Source organism: Citrobacter sp. U14242 (assembly GCF_046555775.1).
Classification (GTDB): Bacteria; Pseudomonadota; Gammaproteobacteria; order Enterobacterales; family Enterobacteriaceae; genus Citrobacter.
In genome coordinates this window covers 81,105-98,172 of sequence record NZ_JBKGLW010000015.1, presented here as the reverse complement: position 1 = coordinate 98,172, position 17,068 = coordinate 81,105, and the positions used below count along the sequence as shown (strand labels likewise).

The following is a 17,068-nucleotide window of genomic DNA, read 5'->3' as shown; positions in this document are numbered from 1 at the left end:
GCCACAGTCATCTCGGCGGGGTCAGTCCGGAGGCCTTTGAACAGGCCTCGTCGTGAGGTCAGGATATGTCTACAGTCATGGGGTCAGTCCAGTCTACCGGGGTGGGGTCAGTCCACCCAGTGTTTCGCAGTGGCGAAAATTACCTTCTTTCAGGGCGTACAGTGCTTCAGTCAATAATGCGTGATTTAGTGATGGGAACATGATTAGTATCTCCCTTCAACGTGTTAATCGATTCGCTAATTTAAGGTTGATCCATTCATCAATTTCAGATTCGAGCCAGGCGACACTGGCTGGCCCAATTTTTATAGAGTGAGGAAATGTACCGTCTTTCATGTACAGATAAATTTGTGAACGTTTCAAACCGGTTTTTACTTCCACTTGTTTCAGGCGTAATAACTGATGAGATGTCATAGCTTCCTCCAGTTCTGAAATGGAGATAACAAAGAAGCATAGAGGGATGATGGAAGGAAGTATTTGAGACCGTATTACGTGGGCAGTTACTCGTAATAAGGATTAGGGTCTAAAATGATTTTATCGTAATTTAGACTTTGGTGAACCGCGTTCAAGAGCAGTCTTTAATGTGTCGCCGCTCAACCGATCAGTGATCCCTTCGACTAATGCCCATTGCTCGAAAATAGACAGTAGTTTATATGGTTGGCTTATTAGCGAGCCGATTTTTTCATTATGTTTGCATGAAAGCCAGAACATACGAGATAATGGCGTAGAGATACGGGGCAAAGGTGGTTGTAATTGTTCCTTAATTGATTGGTAACTAACTATTTTTTCGACTTCTTCAAACTTTATGACAAAGCAGGCATCAGGTGGTAAATCATAAATAGGGAAATAATTATGGCAATCAAGAGATGATTGTTTTTTCAGGGGTAAGTATTTGTTGTGTTCTCTTCTAGGGAGTTTTTTAATTTGTTCATTGAGCCTTTCTCTCCATGTTCTTTTTGTAACTATTTGATAAACATCTTCCTTTATGTTAACTGTAATTCCGTAGTTGGTTTTTTTTAATGGTGATGGTATTTTTAATTCATTGGCCAGTAAGTTTTGAATTAAGAAAAACTCGTAACCTAATAGCGGTGTATCTAGAATCATATTTTCTGGATTAATGTAAATGCCTTCCGTTTTGACAGTGAAATTTCTGCCATTCAGGAAGCATTTCTTCTCTAAAACACACAACCTGTTGATAATGTTATCACTAATCGTGCTCAGGATAGGTTTGTTTTTAAATGTTTTCACTCTTCTCAATATAACAAATGATTGGAAGTAAATTGACAAACTTATCTTTCTTGAGAGTGCATTTCTATATATGTCCGCTTCGCTTATTTTTATTTTATTATTTTCATTAATAAAATTAACAGCCTCTTTTAATGTTAGCCAGCAAAATATATTTTTTTCCACGGTTCGAATTCCTATGTATGTTATCTGCATTTTGATACAAGATGAATTCTTTATCGCTCGTCATATAATTCATGTTCATTTTTAGTCTTGTTCTCTGGTGCCTGATATTGGAGTTATTAAGGTTGTGTGTGGTAAATCCCAGAATAAAGTTTATGTTTTAAAAGGGCGTGTATTTAAATAGTTATAAATGCTTGCGGAGAAACAAAATAAAAATGCAGTAAGTACAATGCTTTTGAATCCAAAGTTCGAATATATTACTCCTAGAATGCTACTTGATATAAAAACGGAGAAGTATGTCACAGCACTATTAAGTCCCATTACGCTGCCTTTTTCATTTTTCCCGGCAATATTTAATTTTGTTATTATATTATTCACTGCAATGTGATTTATGCTCCCTAAGATTGTTATGGAAATAGAAATCCAAAAAAAACTCTCTGAAAAAAGCATGAAAGAATAACTTAAACTTAACAATAATAAATTAACACCCAAGTCCATTTTTTCACATGCTGCTTTTAGTTTTCCTCTAAATACTGCTACACTACCAAATCCCAATCCATATAAAATTGACAAGACGCCATTGGAGCTTAACGGCTGCTTTAATTTGGTGAATATAAAGTCACCAAGGAAAGAGTAGACACCATAAAATGAAGTCATAGTTGCCATGCAAATAATCAGTAAGTGAACTATTTCTTTGTTATTAAGTGTGGATAGGGGCGTTTTGGTTTTATTCGTTACTTGTGTATCTTCATGGGTGATAAAGTGAATAACGGATGCTGATAAAATATTAAGGATTGATAGTATAAGAAAGGCATATCTCCAACTTGTATTTTCTGCAATTAATGATGAGAATGAAACACCTGCAACTAGACTCAATGTCCATCCAACTAAAACAACACCAATTGTTTTTCTTTCAAGAGAAGGAGGCGCTATATGGGAAGCTGCTACATATATTGCAGGTATTGCAATTCCAGTAAAAACACCGACAAAAAATTGAGATGTAATCAAAGTAAGTAAATTGGGACTAGTTGCGCTAAGTAGAACCGATAGTGAGATAATAGTCATTGATATTTTGATAGATCTAAATGCTCCGAATATGTCTATGTATCTAGCTAAAAACAGAGCACTCAAACAAGTGCCTAGCCCAAAGGCAGAGGAAGCCAGCATGACATCTGGAACTGATGAACCAAAGGATATTGCAACGACTGGAGCTATAGGACCGAGCATCAACGAGTTTGATCCAATGATTCCAATACAGAAGGTTAAGACATACGCAGTTATGGGTATAGCCTCTTGTTTTTTTCTTTCAAGATTAGTGGGGGTTGCCATTCTTTTTATCCTCTGTAATACTTAATATTATTCAGCGTTGTTGATTATTACATTAATTCTTTTCAGTAAAAAGAGGGTGGTGTTTTATGAAGAAAAATACAGAAAATATTAAGCATAATGCCCAAGGTGCGAGGGAGATCGATGCTGTAGACAGAAGATTATTAACCGAAATGGTGCGAGATTCAGCGTTGAGCTATGCAGAACTAGGAAAAAAGGTATCTTTGTCTGCTCCCGCTGTTCACGAAAGGGTCAAGCGTCTTAAAAATAGTGGTGTTATAAAAAAAAGCTCAGTAATAATTGACCCGATATCATTAGGTAAAAGCTTGGTTGCATTTATTCATGTAAATACCTCAGGATGGGGTATGACTAGTGAACTATTGAAACTATCAGAATATCCAGAAGTTGAAGAGATACATTCAATTGCTGGCGATGCTTCTTTGATTATGAAAGTAAGGACAGTAGATGCCAGGTCCTTAGAAATTCTAATCGCAAAACTATATGGATTGCCTGGGGTTTCGTCAACGAAAACGTCTATTGTCCTATCAACTTACTTAGAGCGTACAATACAACCTGAGGTTAGCGATGATTTATTATTTCCAATGCCAGATAGATAGATTTGTAAAAAGCATAAGAGCTTAAAAATTAACTTCATTAAAAGGTGTAAATATGATTTCTGAGTATACATTTCGTCTTGCCACTACTGATGATATCAGTAAGATTGTAGAATTTACCATAAGTGAGGCTAAGGAATCCCAGGGGAGTGAGGTTGATATTAATTGCGTTGAGAGAGGTGTATCAGCAGCGTTTCTTGAATCACCAAAGTCATGTTATTGGGTGTTGGAAGATACTAAAAATAATATTGTTGCTAATGTTTCAATTGTTAAGGAATGGAGTGATTTTTATGGTGGTGACTATTGGTGGATTCAAAGTTTTTATATTATTCCAGAACAAAGAGGGAGAGGGATTTCTGATTACATCATGGAGTGTGTTGCGAATCAAGCTAGGTCAGAAGATGCTTTAGAGATTCGACTTTATGTTCATGAATCAAATAAAATTGCAATTAGGGCATACAAACGGTGTGGTTTTTGTAAAACAGAATATATTATGTTTAACCTTAAGCTTTAATATATATTGGTATCATGGAAAATATCTAGAGTTTCATTTTGTCAAGATTATTTCATTGGTGGCAGTGTCAGTCTGAGCAGATAAAGCCACCAATGATTTACGTTATAAATCTAGCTTTCCATTAATTGAAAAAATATGGTGGTACGTATGCTTTCTGGCAAGTAGATAGATAATCCGACCACCATTGCATCATCGCTTTCCTCGCGTCCAGATATTCAGCTTTGTGTATGTAAGCCGCACGTACACTGTTACGTTCCTGATGGCTCATCTGCCTTTCAACTGCATCCTGCGGCCAAACGCCAGACTCCATTAGGGCACTACAGGCCATTGCCCGGAATCCGTGGCCGCAGATTTCATCTTTCGTGTCATAATCCATCAAGCGCAGCGCCTTGTTGACCGTGTTTTCGCACATGGGTTTATACGGATTATGGTCACCGGGGAATATCAGTTCCAGATGCCCGGATATATCCCGTATCTGTTTCAGTATAGCGATGGACTGACGGGAGAGGGGAACGATATGTGGCGTGCGTATTTTTGCTCCACGTCCGGAATAACGTACTCCGGGGATAGCCTCACGAGTGGCAGGAATGGTCCAGATTTTGTTTTTGAAATCGATCTCAGACCAACGGGCAAAGCGCAACTCGCTGGAACGGATGAACAAGTGCAGAGTAAGTGATACTGCCAAACGGGTTAATTCTCTCCCTCGCGTGTAGCCCCCAATGCGAATCAACAGTTCCGGTAGTTTCTCCAGCGGAAGGGCAGGGTAGTGGTGTTTAACGAGCGGGGCGATTATACCGTCCAGATTAGCTGCCGGATTATGCTCTATCAACTCCTGATGCACGGCATGACGCATGATATTGCACATATGCTGTCGGGTTCGTGCCGCCACTTCCAGCAGACCTTTTTTCTCAATACCTTTCAGCAGGTCGATGAAATGGCGGGTTTTCAATTCTGTGACTGGCAGGCGTCCAATTATCGGGAAGATATGATTGTCCATGCTGGCAAGCAGGCGGGTTGCATGGTTCTCCGACCATGTGCGGTTGCTTTTATGCCAACTTAGCGCCACTGATTTGAAGGTTTCCTCTGGTGAGGCAGTGGTTCTTTCTAGAGAGCGTTGTTAAGCTGGGTTGATTTTTTGTGCCAGCATTTTACGGATACCGTCATGTTGCTGACGTGCATCGGCCAAAGACACATCAGGATATGCACCTAAGCCGAGCCGGGATTCTATTCGATTGAAACGATATTTGAGATACCAGAGGCGTGAACCGCCAGGCTTGACGCAGAGACAGCCCATGCGGGTTGGTCAGTTTAAAGGATTTATCAGAAGGCTTGAGGCTACGGATTTTTGTGTCGGACATGGACATAGGGTGGTCACTCCATCATCGAACTGAAATTTCGCCGGATGCGCATCGGGAAAGTTTTTCACGCTAACCTATTGGAACCAAATTGCATAGGGACTTATAGTTACCAGTTCTGATAATACCCGGTCTGTAAAATATCCACCTGTATGCCAGGTGAATTTACCGAAAACTAAAAAGCAAAAAGCCCGCTCAAGTTTCCTTAAGCAGGCTTCTTAAATATGGCTCCTCTGACTGGACTCGAACCAGTGACATACGGATTAACAGTCCGCCGTTCTACCGACTGAACTACAGAGGAATCGTGTGAACGGGGCGAATATTAGCGATGCCTGTCTGCGTTGTCAAAGCCTGAATGGATATTTGCGATCGTTTGCTGAAATATTCCTCATTTCGTCGCTTATTCAGACGCAGACGGTTGTTTTATACACTTTTCACGTTCAGGACGTGGGTATTTCCACAGCCAACGGCCTGTGACCATTCGCCAGTAAAATAACGCGGCCCGTACTGCCCAGTCGAAGAACATCCCCATCCAGACGCCAACGACACCCCATCCTAATACGATCCCGAGGGTGTAGCCGGCGACAACACGACAGCCCCACATCCCCAACATGGAGACCCACATAGCGAAACGGGCGTCACGTGCACCTTTAAATCCAGCAGGAAGAACCCATGATGCTGCCCATATCGGCATAAATGCCGCATTCAGCCAAATCAGGATGACAATGACCTCTTTTACATCCTGATCGTGGGTATAAAATGAAGCCATCACGCCAGCAAACGGGGCGGTTAGCCAGGCGATGGCGGTTAATCCGATTGTGGAGAGCCAGAATACATGTCGCAACTGGATTTCTGCCTGAGCAATCTGTCCATTTCCCAGACGTCTGCCGGTAATGATGGTAGACGCGGAACCTAACGCGTTTCCCGGCAGGTTGATCAGTGCCGCTATCGAAAAGGCAATGAAGTTACCGGCAATGACGCTGGTACCCATACCTGAAACAAACATCTGCGTAAGTAACTTGCCACCGTTAAACAGGACTGACTCTATACTGGCAGGAATGCCAATCCCCATGACTTCCCAGATGATGGCAAGATTCAGCGGTTTAAAATAGCTCTTCAGGGGAATGCGCAGCGCTGGGTTAAATCCAATCATCAGCACCCATATAATGGCGATGGCACCAATGTAACGTGAAATCGTCAACCCCAGACCTGCGCCGACAAATCCCAGCCCTTGCCAGGAAAAAATGCCGTAGATCAGAATGCTACTGATGATAATGTTCAGGATATTCATACCACCGTTAATCAATAACGGTATTTTGGTATTTCCGGCACCGCGCAGTGCGCCGCTGCCAATTAACGCAATTGCCGCAGCAGGGTAGCTGAGCACGGTTAATTCCAGATAGGTTAGCGCCAGCGCTTTTACCTCAGGGGTGGCTTCTCCAGCAACGACATCAATAATCTGTTCACCGAAATAGTGAATCACCGCCGCCAGTACGACCGCAAATATCGTCATGATCACCAGTGATTGTCTGGCTGCGGCTCTGGCGCGTCGGCGATCGCGCTTTCCGAGACTAAAAGCAACCACTACCGTCGTGCCAAGGTCGATGGCGGCGAAAAATGCCATGATGACCATGTTGAAACTGTCGGCGAGCCCGACGCCTGCCATAGCTTCTTTACCCAACCAGCTCACCAGGAAGGTGCTCAGTACTCCCATCAAGAGTACACAGGTGTTTTCCAGAAAAATGGGGACAGCAAGCGGGGTAATTTCGCGCCAAAAGAGAACTTTATAACGCTTGCGTTTGGCATACCAGGGTGTGCGGGATGCGACCTGGCGTAAGACTGCGGAGACGTTCAAAGTGGACCTTAATGAAGAAAGTTGAAACCTCATTTCAAATGATGAGGGAGAATCAAAAAAGCTGCAAAGTTTTTTCCATTTAAAATGTCTGTAAATGCAACAAACTGTCGAGAGAAGCATCAATTGATCCCCAATGTAGGAATTGGGGTTTGACAAAAGTTTTTTCGCCGCTAAGATAAGCCTCCACAACGATTCCTCTGTAGTTCAGTCGGTAGAACGGCGGACTGTTAATCCGTATGTCACTGGTTCGAGTCCAGTCAGAGGAGCCATATTTAAGAAGCCTGCTTAAGGAAACTTGAGCGGGCTTTTTGCTTTTTAGCTTTTCGGTAAATCCACCTGACATGCAGGTGGATATTTTACAGATCGGGTATTATCAGAACTGGTAGCTGGCGGTGAGGCTGACGTTACGTGGCTCACCATAGACGATAGAGCCTTCGACATTAGTATCGTAGGTTTTATCGAACAGGTTATTGATATTGCCCTGAATGGCGAAGTTCTTCGTTACCTGGTAGCGAGTGAATAAATCCACCAGCGCGTAACTTCCCTGTTCTGCACGGAACGTGCCGTATGGCGTCACGGTATCGCTGTACACGCGATTCTGCCAGTTAACTCCGCCCCCCACGGTCAGTGCCGGCAGGGCAGGCAGGTTATAACGGGTGAACAATTTTACCGTAGTCCGCGGCAGGTTCGGATTGACTGCATTGCCTTCGTTATCATCCGCAACGTACCGCGTTGCGCCAAAAGTCATCTGCCAGTTATCCGTGATCGCACCATTCACTTCGAATTCAACGCCCTTGCTGACCGTTCCGTCCACCGCTTTATAGGCGGTGTCGCCATTGCTACCAGCGATTGGTACGCCGGTTGATTGCGCCACGTTATCCTGCTCAATACGGAATACGGCGAGGGTGGTGGTTAAACGGCTGTTCATCCAGTCTGATTTCAGACCCACCTCGTAGTTGTTGCCGGTAATAGGGGAGAGATATTTACCGGAACTGTCGCGTTTGTTCTGCGGCTGGAAGATAGAGGTATAGCTGGCGTAAGTGGACCAGTTATCATCGATGTCATAAACCAGACCCGCATAGGGCGTAGTGTGGTTTTGTTCCATGCTGTAGGCCAGGGTATCGATACGCCAGTTGGTATAGCGCGCGCCGACGATCAAATGCAATGGGTCGGCCAGCGAAATGCGTGTCGCGGCGTACAGCGATTTCATGTGCGTGGTATCGTCCTGGGCCAGCGATTGCGGATTCCAGTTGGTTTCCGGGAAGTTACCGTCGTAGGTATAGAAGCTACCGATTTCATTGGGGAATACGTTCGCCCACGAGCTCTCATAGCGGTTATTCTGCTTGCTGTAGCTACCGCCCAGCATCAGGTTATGCTGACGACCAAACAGATCGTAGCCACCATCGGCAAAGAGATCGACGGCATCGACTTTTCGCTTGCCGCTGTTCCAGCCTGTTCCGCCAACGTAATCATAGCCCGGTCCATAGTTGCCATAGGGACCAATCAGTGTGCCGTCAGCTTTATTAACGTAAGCGTCGACGTACATCATCTTGCTGTCGAACTTGACCTCAGAGTGTGTAGCATTCAGGGTTGTTTGCCAGGTATCCGCGAAACGCTGTTTGAGTGTCACGAAGACTTTGTTGATGTCTTTGTCATTGTAGGTCCAGTCCGGCGCGGTGCTGCGCGAGCGGTCATAGCTGTTTTTGCTGCCATCGGTATTCCAGCGCGGCAAGCCGCCCCAGGTTGGGCTGTTGATATCAATACGCTGGTATTCGTAACCAGCTGACAGGCTGGTGGTGTCGCCCAGATCGGCATCGACAATCCCCGAGAAAAACATTTTTTCACTGTTATAGCGGTCAAGCCAGGAGTCGTTATTTTGATAACCTGCCACAATGCGGGCGCGCACGTTGCCGTCTGCTGTCAATGGGCTTTGCAAATCCGTTACATAGCGTTGCTTATTCCAACTGCCGTATTCCGCGGAGACATTCCCCGTGAACTCGCGGCTGGTTGCATGTTTACGGATCATGTTAATAGATGCCGAAGGATTCCCCGTGCCGGTCATTAACCCGTTTGCACCACGAACCACTTCAACACGTTCAAACAAGGCTGTGTCAGAAAGGGCATCGCCGAGGTTCCAACGGGATTCAAAATAGGTCGGGATCCCATCGACCATGTAGTTATCGATCTGGAATCCGCGAGAGAAATAGCTGCTGCGGTCAGAGTCCGCCTGGCTTTTGCTGATCCCCAGTGTGTTGTCCATCACATCGCCCAGTGTCTGGAGTTGCTGATCTTCCATACGCTGTTGGCTGATGATGCTGACAGATTGCGGGATATCTCGCTGTGTCATTTGCATTTTTGTGCCTGCGGATGTCGATTTAACGCTGTAATCTTGCTCATCACGGGATGTGGCGGAGGCTGAACCATCAACGATCACCGTCTCTTCTGCGGAGGCGGCGAGGCTGGTGCAAGGCAATAACGCAGCCGTAATACAGGCGGCCAGGAGGGATGGGACAATGGCAGAACGAGGCTGTTCGTCCCTGTAGTGTGTTGTGAAAGACATCGGAAAGTCCTTGATAATTATTAATATTAAGTTCTAATCACGTGAGTGCGTAATGAACCCTTTGGCTGTTAATTATTTGCCGTGCATGAGAATGCAAATGCGAAATATACGCATTCATATTCAATGTGTAAACAAATGCTACGTATAAATGAAATATTGTTTCAGTACTATGTCTGAGCGATAGCGCCGGGAAATGGTTATAAGAACAGCACTGGCAGGGCTTTTGGCTTAAAAAATCGAGGGTTAAAGTTGAAAGAGCGTGAGTAACTCGCTCATACTCTATACTCGCAGAGTCACCCGGCGTAGCATGACACAACGCATGGGCTCTTAATGAAAAAGGAAAACGTCGTGGCAGAAGAAACTATATTCAGCAAAATTATTCGTCGTGAAATTCCGTCGGACATCGTATACCAGGATGAGCTGGTCACTGCGTTTCGTGATATTTCACCTCAGGCACCAACGCATATTCTGATCATCCCGAACGTTTTAATCCCAACCGTCAACGATGTGACGGCAGAGCATGAGCAGGCGCTGGGCCGAATGATTACCGTGGCGGCGAAAATTGCTGAGCAGGAAGGCATTGCCGAAGATGGGTACCGTTTGATTATGAATACCAACCGTCACGGCGGTCAGGAGGTGTATCACATTCATATGCATCTGCTGGGTGGACGTGCGCTTGGTCCAATGCTCGCGCATAAAGGTCTTTAATAATGACCAGAGGATGCATTGCGCTTACGTTGGGTCTGCTGTTGCTGGCTGGCTGTCGTTCACACCCGGAAATTCCGGTCAGTGATGAGCAGTCTCTGGTGATGGAATCAACAGTACTGGCGGCGGGTATAACCGCAGAGCCGCCTGAGTTAACAACGTCTGATATTCAGGCTTCTGCATCCTCACGACTCTATAACGAAAGACAAGAACCTGTCACCGTTCATTATCGGTTTTACTGGTATGACGCCAGAGGGCTGGAGATGCACCCTCTGGAAGCGCCACGCAGCATGACTATTCCGGCTCGTTCGTCGGTAACGCTGTACGGCAGCGCCAATTATCTGGGGGCGCACAAGGTTAGGCTTTATCTTTATCTGTAAGGGGTGAATCTTGAAGATCAAAATGAATCGCTACGCATTGATTGCCGCGCTGGCGATGTTTCTCTCCGGTTGTGTGGCTCAACGTGAGCCAGCGCCGGTAGAGGAAGTGAAGCCGGTGCCGGAACAACCCGCACAACCGCAACAGCCAGTGCCGGTTGTGCCAACGGTACCTACTATACCGCAGCAACCGGGTCCGATTGAACACGAGGACCAAACGGCGCAGCCAACCCCACGTCAGCGTCATTATGACTGGAACGGGGCAATGCAGCCGATGGTCGGCAAAATGCTGCAAGCTGAGGGTGTGAAAGCGGGAGGCGTACTGCTGGTTGATAGCGTAAATAACCGTACCAACGGCTCCTTGAACGCAGGTGATGCCACCGAGACTTTGCGAAACGCACTGGCGAATAATGGTAAATTTACCCTGGTTTCTGCACAGCAGTTGGCAGTAGCCAAGCAGCAGTTGGGTCTGTCGCCGAACGATAGCCTGGGAACACGCAGCAAAGCGATTGGTATTGCCCGTAACGTTGGTGCTCAGTATGTGCTCTATTCCAGCGCTTCCGGTAACGTCAATGCACCTTCGCTGCAAATGCAATTAATGCTGGTACAAACTGGCGAGATAATCTGGTCAGGTAAAGGTGCCGTTCAGCAACAATAACAGACTGACGCGCGATGAAGTTTTGTCGCGCTATTTCCCGCAGTATCATCCCGTCGTACCCAGCCAAAGCGGTTTGAGCGGCGGGAGCTGCATCATCGAACATCAGGCCCACCGTTTAGTGCTGCGCTGTCATCACGATCCTTACGCGCCAGAATCGCATTTTCTACGCCAGTATCACGCGTTAAAACAACTGCCTGAGAATCTTGCCCCCAGCCCCCGTTTTTATACGCGGGGGTGGATGGCAGTCGATTTTTTTCACGGTAAGGTAGAATCCAGATTACCGGAAGCCGACGAACTCGCAGGCTTACTGTATTATTTGCATCAGCAACCCCGTTTGGGTTGGCGAATCAGCCTGTTGCCACTGCTCGAACAGTACTGGCAGTGTAGCGATCCGACGCGCCGAACGCCGCGCTGGTTGCAACTGCTAAAGCGGCTAAGAACCAAAGGTGAGCCTCGCCCCTTACGATTGGGACCATTGCATATGGATGTTCACGGCGACAATATTGTACGCACGGCGTCGGGACTACGGTTAATCGACTGGGAATATGCCGGAGACGGTGATATAGCTCTGGAACTCGCGGCAGTGTGGGCCGCGGATGAATCTCAGCGCCGACAGCTGGTTCATGCCTATGCCAAACATGCGCATAGTGAACCCGATGTCCTGTGGCGGCAGGTCAGGCGTTGGCAGCTGTGGGTGATGATGCTGAAGGTGGGATGGTTCGAGTATCGCTGGCAACAAACCGGCGATCGACAATTTATCAGGCTGGCCGATGAAACCTGGCGGCAGCTAACAATAAAAGGATAAGGAGAGCAGTGTGGGCCCAGTAATGTTGGATGTCGAAGGGTATGAGCTGGACGCTGAAGAGCGTGAGATTCTGGCGCATCCACTGGTAGGTGGGTTAATCCTCTTTACCCGAAATTATCATGACCCGGAACAGCTACGTGAGCTGGTTCGCCAGATCCGTGCCGCGTCGCGCAATCATCTGGTGGTGGCAGTGGATCAGGAAGGGGGACGCGTCCAGCGTTTTCGTGAAGGTTTCACCCGTCTGCCTGCGGCGCAATCTTTTGCTGCACTGCATGGGCTGGAAGAGGGGGGCAAACTGGCTCAGGAAGCTGGATGGCTGATGGCCAGTGAAATGATCGCGATGGATATTGATATTAGCTTTGCGCCCGTTCTGGATGTGGGGCATATCAGTGCTGCGATTGGTGAACGTTCTTATCATGCCGAACCCGCGAAAGCGTTGGCGATGGCAACCCGCTTTATTGATGGCATGCATGCGGCCGGTATGAAAACGACCGGAAAACACTTCCCCGGACATGGCGCAGTGACGGCGGATTCGCATAAAGAAACGCCAACCGATCCGCGTCCGCAAGCCGAGATCCGCGCGAAAGATATGTCGGTATTCCAGACGTTAATCACTGAAAACAAACTGGATGCCATTATGCCAGCGCACGTCATTTACAGTGATGTAGACCCGCGACCCGCGAGCGGCTCACCCCACTGGCTGAAAACGGTGCTTCGCCAGGAGCTCGGTTTCGAGGGCGTGATTTTCTCCGACGATTTGTCGATGGAAGGCGCAGCAATTATGGGGAGCTACGCAGAGCGCGGGCAGGCATCACTGGATGCAGGTTGCGATATGATCCTGGTCTGCAATAATCGTAAGGGTGCGGTCAGTGTTTTAGATAATCTGTCGCCGATCAATGCAGAACGTGTTACACGTTTGTATCATAAAGGTTCATTTTCACGTCAGGAACTGATGGACTCGGCTCGCTGGAAGACAGTAAGCGCCCAGCTCAACCAGCTTCATGAGCGTTGGCAGGAAGAGAAAGCAGGTCATTAACGCAAGTTTGCGAGGATGCGATGATTATCTATTTACACGGTTTTGACTCTAACAGTCCGGGCAACCACGAGAAAGTATTGCAACTGCAATTCATTGACCCGGATGTCAGGCTGATTAGCTACAGTACACGGCATCCTAAACATGATATGCAGCATCTGCTGAAAGAAGTAGATAAAATGTTGCAGCTTAATGTGGATGATCGACCGTTGATTTGCGGTGTTGGGCTGGGGGGATATTGGGCTGAACGGATTGGTTTCCTGTGTGATATTCGTCAGGTGGTGTTTAACCCTAACCTGTTCCCGTATGAGAATATGGAAGGGAAAATCGACAGGCCGGAAGAGTATGCTGATATCGCCACAAAATGTGTGACCAACTTCCGCGAGAAGAATCGCGATCGCTGCCTGGTTATTCTGTCACGCCATGATGAAGCCTTGAACAGCCAGCGTTCGTCGGAGGCGCTACATCATTACTATGAAATTGTATGGGATGAAGAACAAACCCATAAATTCAAAAATATCTCTCCACATTTGCAGCGAATCAAAGCGTTTAAGACGCTAGGTTAATCCTCAATGAGCGTTTAAAAAACCAGCCTTCGGGCTGGTTTTTTTGTCCTAAAAGTTTGGGTTGTCTATCTTTTCAGCATCAAAACTTGATACATATCAATTTTGGTATGACCAATGCACCGTTCGTGTTATTCTCAGTCTCGAAGAACATTTTCATTGCTGTAACTTATTGTTAATTAAAGGCTATGCTAATAACTTTTAATTAACAATTGGTTAATAAATTTGAGGGGGTCACGTTGACTACACCATTGAAAAGGATCGTGATTGTCGGCGGCGGTGCTGGCGGGCTGGAAATGGCGACGCAGTTGGGTAAAAAACTGGGTCGTAAGAAAAAGGCAAAAATCACGCTGGTAGACAGAAACCACAGCCACCTGTGGAAACCGTTGCTGCATGAAGTGGCAACCGGATCGCTGGATGAAGGTGTCGATGCGCTGAGCTATCTGGCACATGCCCGTAACCACGGGTTCCAGTTCCAGTTGGGTTCGGTGATGGATATCGATCGTGAAGCGAAGACCATTACCATTGCTGAGCTGCGAGACGAGAAAGGCGATCTGCTGGTTCCTGAGCGTAAAGTGCCATATGACACGCTGGTGATGGCACTGGGCAGTACGTCCAACGATTTCAACACGCCGGGCGTCAAAGAGAACTGTATTTTCCTCGATAACCCGCACCAGGCGCGTCGCTTCCACCAGGAAATGCTGAATCTGTTCCTGAAATATTCCGCAAACCTGGGCGCGAACGGCAAAGTGAATATCGCCATTGTCGGCGGTGGTGCAACGGGCGTGGAGCTTTCAGCCGAACTGCATAACGCAGTGAAACAGCTGCACAGCTACGGCTACAAAGGGCTAACCAACGAAGCGCTGAACGTGACGCTGGTAGAAGCTGGTGAGCGTATTCTGCCTGCGTTACCACCGCGTATTTCCAGCGCAGCCCATAATGAGCTGACCAAGTTGGGCGTGCGTGTGCTGACCCAAACGATGGTGACCAGCGCTGACGAAGGTGGGTTGCATACCAAAGATGGTGAGTACATCAAAGCCGATCTGATGGTGTGGGCGGCAGGTATTAAAGCACCGGACTTTATGAAAGACATTGGCGGTCTGGAAACGAACCGCATTAACCAACTGGTGGTTGAACCAACCCTGCAGACTTCTCGCGACCCTGACGTGTACGCGATTGGTGACTGTGCGTCCTGCGCACGCCCGGAAGGGGGCTTTGTCCCACCGCGCGCTCAGGCTGCGCACCAGATGGCATCGTGCGCAATGAGCAACATTCTGGCGCAGATGAACGGAAAGCCGCTGAAGGCGTATCAGTATAAAGATCACGGCTCGCTGGTTTCGCTGTCCAATTTCTCTACCGTCGGTAGCCTGATGGGCAACCTGACGCGCGGTTCAATGATGGTGGAAGGGCGTATTGCGCGCTTCGTCTACATCTCGCTGTACCGCATGCACCAGATTGCGCTGCACGGTTATTTCAAAACTGGTTTGATGATGCTGGTTGGCAGTATCAACCGTGTGATCCGTCCGCGCCTGAAACTGCATTAATATCAAAATAACCGGGCCACATAGTGGCCCGGTAGTGAGTGTGGCATTTCTGGCGTGCGACTTCTGGTCTTCTGTTTACAAGTAGTTTTACGGTACTTTTGTGAGCATGTAACTCGCTAATTTATTCGCAATGCCTTTTCCTATCCAATTGTTTGCTGCTCCCGCATATACTTCTTTCGAGTCACCTAGTATCTCATTTCTTATACTGTCCGCGACTATATTTACCTGAGTTTGGTCTAAGGATTTAACATCTGCCGTTAATTGCTCAACGTCTATAATGCCCTGCATGCAAAAAGTAGTCACAAAATCAGACATTTTGAGGCTTGTTTTGCTAGGCGCTTGGCCTATTTCATCCTCAACTACTATTTTCGAGCCAAATGTTTTGAAGAGATCATTTGTTACTGCTTGGTCCTCTGGTGAAAGTCTTCTTATTTTATTATCCATATAGTTATTGAATGACGGTTGATCCATGCTAAGTGTTTTTATGCCATCAGATATATGTGGAATACGCTCAGACCTCACGAGGGTCAGGAGGATATTAGCTGAGACCGCGCTATCAGGCTCGGTTTGGGCTTCTATCTCTGATAATGCAATACTGGATTTTTCAGGCGTCGCTGCACCAGTAGTTGACCTTAATGGAGAGTCTCCCTTTTCGTATCCTGAAATCATGGATTCAAAAAGAGGGGCGATATGATTCTGATTTACGGAATCCGCAACGCTATGTTTAGATTTTAGATCTGCAACATATTCAGAGTCTGCTCCATATTTTTCGATATAAGTAGACATACTCTTTGTAAATGGCTTATCGGGAGTGACTGCTAATGGCGAGCTTATGACTACCAATGGCAAGCTTATTTTTTGTTCTGAGTGAAATAATTTTTTTACAGACATTTTTACTGCACTTAGTTTTTCAGAAAAATGAGTTTTGTGTTTGTGCTTCGAATTATCTGTTTTATCTATATTTGCAGTTTCCTGAGTTTGTACCACATGGCTAAATCTTACTTGTTGATGAATATTCATATAAAGCATCCTGTGTCATTATTTATGTGTTTCTTGGTAATCATATTGCTATGAGGATAATCAAACTTCCAAAAAACGCTCCTGTTTACGACGGCACCTGAAGAATATTGGTGTCCGATATCTGTTTTCTAAATCTTTATTTATATATTTCATGAATGCAACTTGCGATAATCGCTATGTTTTCCTGATCTCAAGATATTTGATTTATAAATAAAAAGGATTTATGTATGGACGATAGTGATATTTTGATGGATGACATGCTTGAAAAGATTTCAGAAGAAAATCGCGAACAGTTTTTAGAGGATTTATTTTCATCCGGGGCGACCCGCAAGCAGTTATACGGTATACCTGACAAGCTGATGAACGGTTTTTATGCCTGCGCTTACGATTATTATCAAAAAGGAGAAATCGAAAAAGCGGAGCACTTTTTTAAATTTTTGATGACGTATGACTTCTATAATCCTGATTATGCATTTGGTCTGGCGGCAGTATACCAGTTGAAGCAAGAGTACAAAAATGCGCTGGATATTTATGCGATTGTCTATGCGTTGGATGGCGATGATTTGCGGGCCATTTTTGAAGCGGGGCAGTGCTATATGCACTTGCACAATTATTCGAAAGCACGCGATTCATTTGAAGAAGTCGTTGCGCACGAGAAAGACCAGGAACTGGTAAAACGTGCAGAAATCTATCTTCGGGCGTTAGCGACGATTAACGAAGAAAATGAAGGATAAA

General features: G+C 46.2%; 17 protein-coding genes, 2 tRNA genes and 1 pseudogene. 11 read left to right on the top strand and 9 right to left on the bottom strand.

Going from position 1 to position 17,068, the window contains the following annotated elements:
- Positions 1-216: 216 nt before the first annotated feature.
- The 3 genes from ACLJXE_RS21740 to ACLJXE_RS21730 all read right to left on the bottom strand — a co-directional run bounded on the left by ACLJXE_RS21740 (position 217) and on the right by ACLJXE_RS21730 (position 2,733).
- On the bottom strand, positions 217-411 hold the full coding sequence (locus tag ACLJXE_RS21740) for an AlpA family transcriptional regulator (protein ID WP_017346458.1): 195 nt from the start codon (positions 409-411) through the stop codon (positions 217-219).
- A 120-nt stretch (positions 412-531) separates the two neighbouring features.
- Positions 532-1,407: a hypothetical protein gene (locus ACLJXE_RS21735; protein WP_410752000.1), complete on the bottom strand. Its 876-nt coding sequence runs from the start codon at positions 1,405-1,407 to the stop codon at positions 532-534.
- A 150-nt stretch (positions 1,408-1,557) separates the two neighbouring features.
- A complete protein-coding gene (locus ACLJXE_RS21730) occupies positions 1,558-2,733 on the bottom strand; it encodes an MFS transporter (protein WP_410751999.1) in 1,176 nt (391 codons plus the stop codon).
- A gap of 86 nt (positions 2,734-2,819) precedes the next feature.
- On the opposite strand from ACLJXE_RS21730, the gene ACLJXE_RS21725 reads away from it, so the two are divergent.
- Positions 2,820-3,347 (top strand): Lrp/AsnC family transcriptional regulator, encoded by a 528-nt coding sequence (locus ACLJXE_RS21725; RefSeq protein WP_410751998.1) that lies wholly within the window; start codon positions 2,820-2,822, stop codon positions 3,345-3,347.
- A 52-nt stretch (positions 3,348-3,399) separates the two neighbouring features.
- Positions 3,400-3,858 carry a GNAT family N-acetyltransferase gene (locus ACLJXE_RS21720; protein WP_410751997.1) on the top strand — a complete coding sequence of 153 codons (459 nt, stop codon included), beginning with the start codon at positions 3,400-3,402 and terminating at the stop codon, positions 3,856-3,858.
- A gap of 121 nt (positions 3,859-3,979) precedes the next feature.
- Here the strand turns inward: ACLJXE_RS21720 and ACLJXE_RS21715 are convergent.
- The 4 genes and pseudogenes from ACLJXE_RS21715 to ACLJXE_RS21700 form a co-directional block, all read right to left on the bottom strand.
- Positions 3,980-5,222, bottom strand: a pseudogene (locus ACLJXE_RS21715) (tyrosine-type recombinase/integrase).
- Positions 5,223-5,438: 216 nt separating this feature from the next.
- Positions 5,439-5,514, bottom strand: a tRNA-Asn gene (locus tag ACLJXE_RS21710).
- Positions 5,515-5,613: 99 nt separating this feature from the next.
- A complete protein-coding gene (locus tag ACLJXE_RS21705; RefSeq protein ID WP_410751996.1) occupies positions 5,614-7,101 on the bottom strand; it encodes an EmmdR/YeeO family multidrug/toxin efflux MATE transporter in 1,488 nt (495 codons plus the stop codon).
- Positions 7,102-7,147: 46 nt separating this feature from the next.
- The gene (locus tag ACLJXE_RS21700; protein ID WP_353655416.1) at positions 7,148-7,255 is read right to left on the bottom strand and encodes a DUF5951 family protein; all 108 of its coding nucleotides are present in this window, start codon (positions 7,253-7,255) and stop codon (positions 7,148-7,150) included.
- A 6-nt stretch (positions 7,256-7,261) separates the two neighbouring features.
- Here ACLJXE_RS21700 and ACLJXE_RS21695 point away from each other — a divergent pair.
- Positions 7,262-7,337 (top strand) — tRNA-Asn (locus tag ACLJXE_RS21695).
- A 104-nt stretch (positions 7,338-7,441) separates the two neighbouring features.
- Here the strand turns inward: ACLJXE_RS21695 and fhuE are convergent.
- Positions 7,442-9,628, bottom strand: a complete 2,187-nt coding sequence (gene fhuE, locus ACLJXE_RS21690; protein ID WP_410751995.1) for a ferric-rhodotorulic acid/ferric-coprogen receptor FhuE — start codon at positions 9,626-9,628, stop codon at positions 7,442-7,444.
- A gap of 348 nt (positions 9,629-9,976) precedes the next feature.
- On the opposite strand from fhuE, the gene hinT reads away from it, so the two are divergent.
- The 7 genes from hinT to ndh all read left to right on the top strand — a co-directional run bounded on the left by hinT (position 9,977) and on the right by ndh (position 15,313).
- Complete coding sequence (gene hinT / locus ACLJXE_RS21685; RefSeq protein ID WP_005121105.1) at positions 9,977-10,336, top strand: purine nucleoside phosphoramidase; 360 nt, start codon at positions 9,977-9,979, stop codon at positions 10,334-10,336.
- A 2-nt stretch (positions 10,337-10,338) separates the two neighbouring features.
- The gene (locus ACLJXE_RS21680; protein WP_048211964.1) at positions 10,339-10,713 is read left to right on the top strand and encodes a YcfL family protein; all 375 of its coding nucleotides are present in this window, start codon (positions 10,339-10,341) and stop codon (positions 10,711-10,713) included.
- Between the two features lie 22 nt (positions 10,714-10,735).
- Positions 10,736-11,368 (top strand): penicillin-binding protein activator LpoB, encoded by a 633-nt coding sequence (gene lpoB / locus ACLJXE_RS21675; RefSeq protein WP_286628675.1) that lies wholly within the window; start codon positions 10,736-10,738, stop codon positions 11,366-11,368.
- A complete protein-coding gene (gene thiK, locus ACLJXE_RS21670; protein ID WP_286628037.1) occupies positions 11,349-12,173 on the top strand; it encodes a thiamine kinase in 825 nt (274 codons plus the stop codon). The genes lpoB and thiK overlap by 20 nt, the downstream gene beginning before the upstream one ends.
- A 10-nt stretch (positions 12,174-12,183) precedes the next feature.
- Complete coding sequence (gene nagZ / locus ACLJXE_RS21665; protein WP_410751994.1) at positions 12,184-13,209, top strand: beta-N-acetylhexosaminidase; 1,026 nt, start codon at positions 12,184-12,186, stop codon at positions 13,207-13,209.
- Positions 13,210-13,229: 20 nt separating this feature from the next.
- The gene (ycfP, locus tag ACLJXE_RS21660; protein WP_286628035.1) at positions 13,230-13,772 is read left to right on the top strand and encodes an alpha/beta hydrolase YcfP; all 543 of its coding nucleotides are present in this window, start codon (positions 13,230-13,232) and stop codon (positions 13,770-13,772) included.
- Positions 13,773-14,008: 236 nt separating this feature from the next.
- Positions 14,009-15,313 carry an NADH-quinone dehydrogenase gene (gene ndh / locus ACLJXE_RS21655; protein ID WP_410751993.1) on the top strand — a complete coding sequence of 435 codons (1,305 nt, stop codon included), beginning with the start codon at positions 14,009-14,011 and terminating at the stop codon, positions 15,311-15,313.
- 87 nt (positions 15,314-15,400) lie between these two features.
- Here the strand turns inward: ndh and ACLJXE_RS21650 are convergent, their stop codons facing one another.
- Positions 15,401-16,333, bottom strand: coding sequence for a hypothetical protein (locus ACLJXE_RS21650; protein ID WP_410751992.1), 933 nt, complete (start codon positions 16,331-16,333; stop codon positions 15,401-15,403).
- 227 nt (positions 16,334-16,560) lie between these two features.
- Between ACLJXE_RS21650 and ACLJXE_RS21645 the strand changes: the two genes are divergently transcribed.
- Positions 16,561-17,067 (top strand): SycD/LcrH family type III secretion system chaperone, encoded by a 507-nt coding sequence (locus ACLJXE_RS21645; RefSeq protein WP_410751991.1) that lies wholly within the window; start codon positions 16,561-16,563, stop codon positions 17,065-17,067.
- The last annotated feature ends 1 nt before the right edge of the window (position 17,068 follow it).

Bases quoted from the DNA above. Each gene is read 5' to 3' on its own strand.
- ACLJXE_RS21740 (WP_017346458.1), bottom strand. From the start codon at position 411: ATGACATCTCATCAGTTATTACGCCTGAAACAAGTGGAAGTAAAAACC.
- ACLJXE_RS21730 (WP_410751999.1), bottom strand. From the start codon at position 2,733: ATGGCAACCCCCACTAATCTTGAAAGAAAAAAACAAGAGGCTATACCC.
- ACLJXE_RS21725 (WP_410751998.1), top strand. From the start codon at position 2,820: ATGAAGAAAAATACAGAAAATATTAAGCATAATGCCCAAGGTGCGAGG.
- ACLJXE_RS21720 (WP_410751997.1), top strand. From the start codon at position 3,400: ATGATTTCTGAGTATACATTTCGTCTTGCCACTACTGATGATATCAGT.
- ACLJXE_RS21705 (WP_410751996.1), bottom strand. From the start codon at position 7,101: ATGAGGTTTCAACTTTCTTCATTAAGGTCCACTTTGAACGTCTCCGCA.
- fhuE (WP_410751995.1), bottom strand. From the start codon at position 9,628: ATGTCTTTCACAACACACTACAGGGACGAACAGCCTCGTTCTGCCATT.
- ACLJXE_RS21680 (WP_048211964.1), top strand. From the start codon at position 10,339: ATGACCAGAGGATGCATTGCGCTTACGTTGGGTCTGCTGTTGCTGGCT.
- lpoB (WP_286628675.1), top strand. From the start codon at position 10,736: ATGAATCGCTACGCATTGATTGCCGCGCTGGCGATGTTTCTCTCCGGT.
- ycfP (WP_286628035.1), top strand. From the start codon at position 13,230: ATGATTATCTATTTACACGGTTTTGACTCTAACAGTCCGGGCAACCAC.
- ACLJXE_RS21650 (WP_410751992.1), bottom strand. From the start codon at position 16,333: ATGAATATTCATCAACAAGTAAGATTTAGCCATGTGGTACAAACTCAG.
- ACLJXE_RS21645 (WP_410751991.1), top strand. From the start codon at position 16,561: ATGGACGATAGTGATATTTTGATGGATGACATGCTTGAAAAGATTTCA.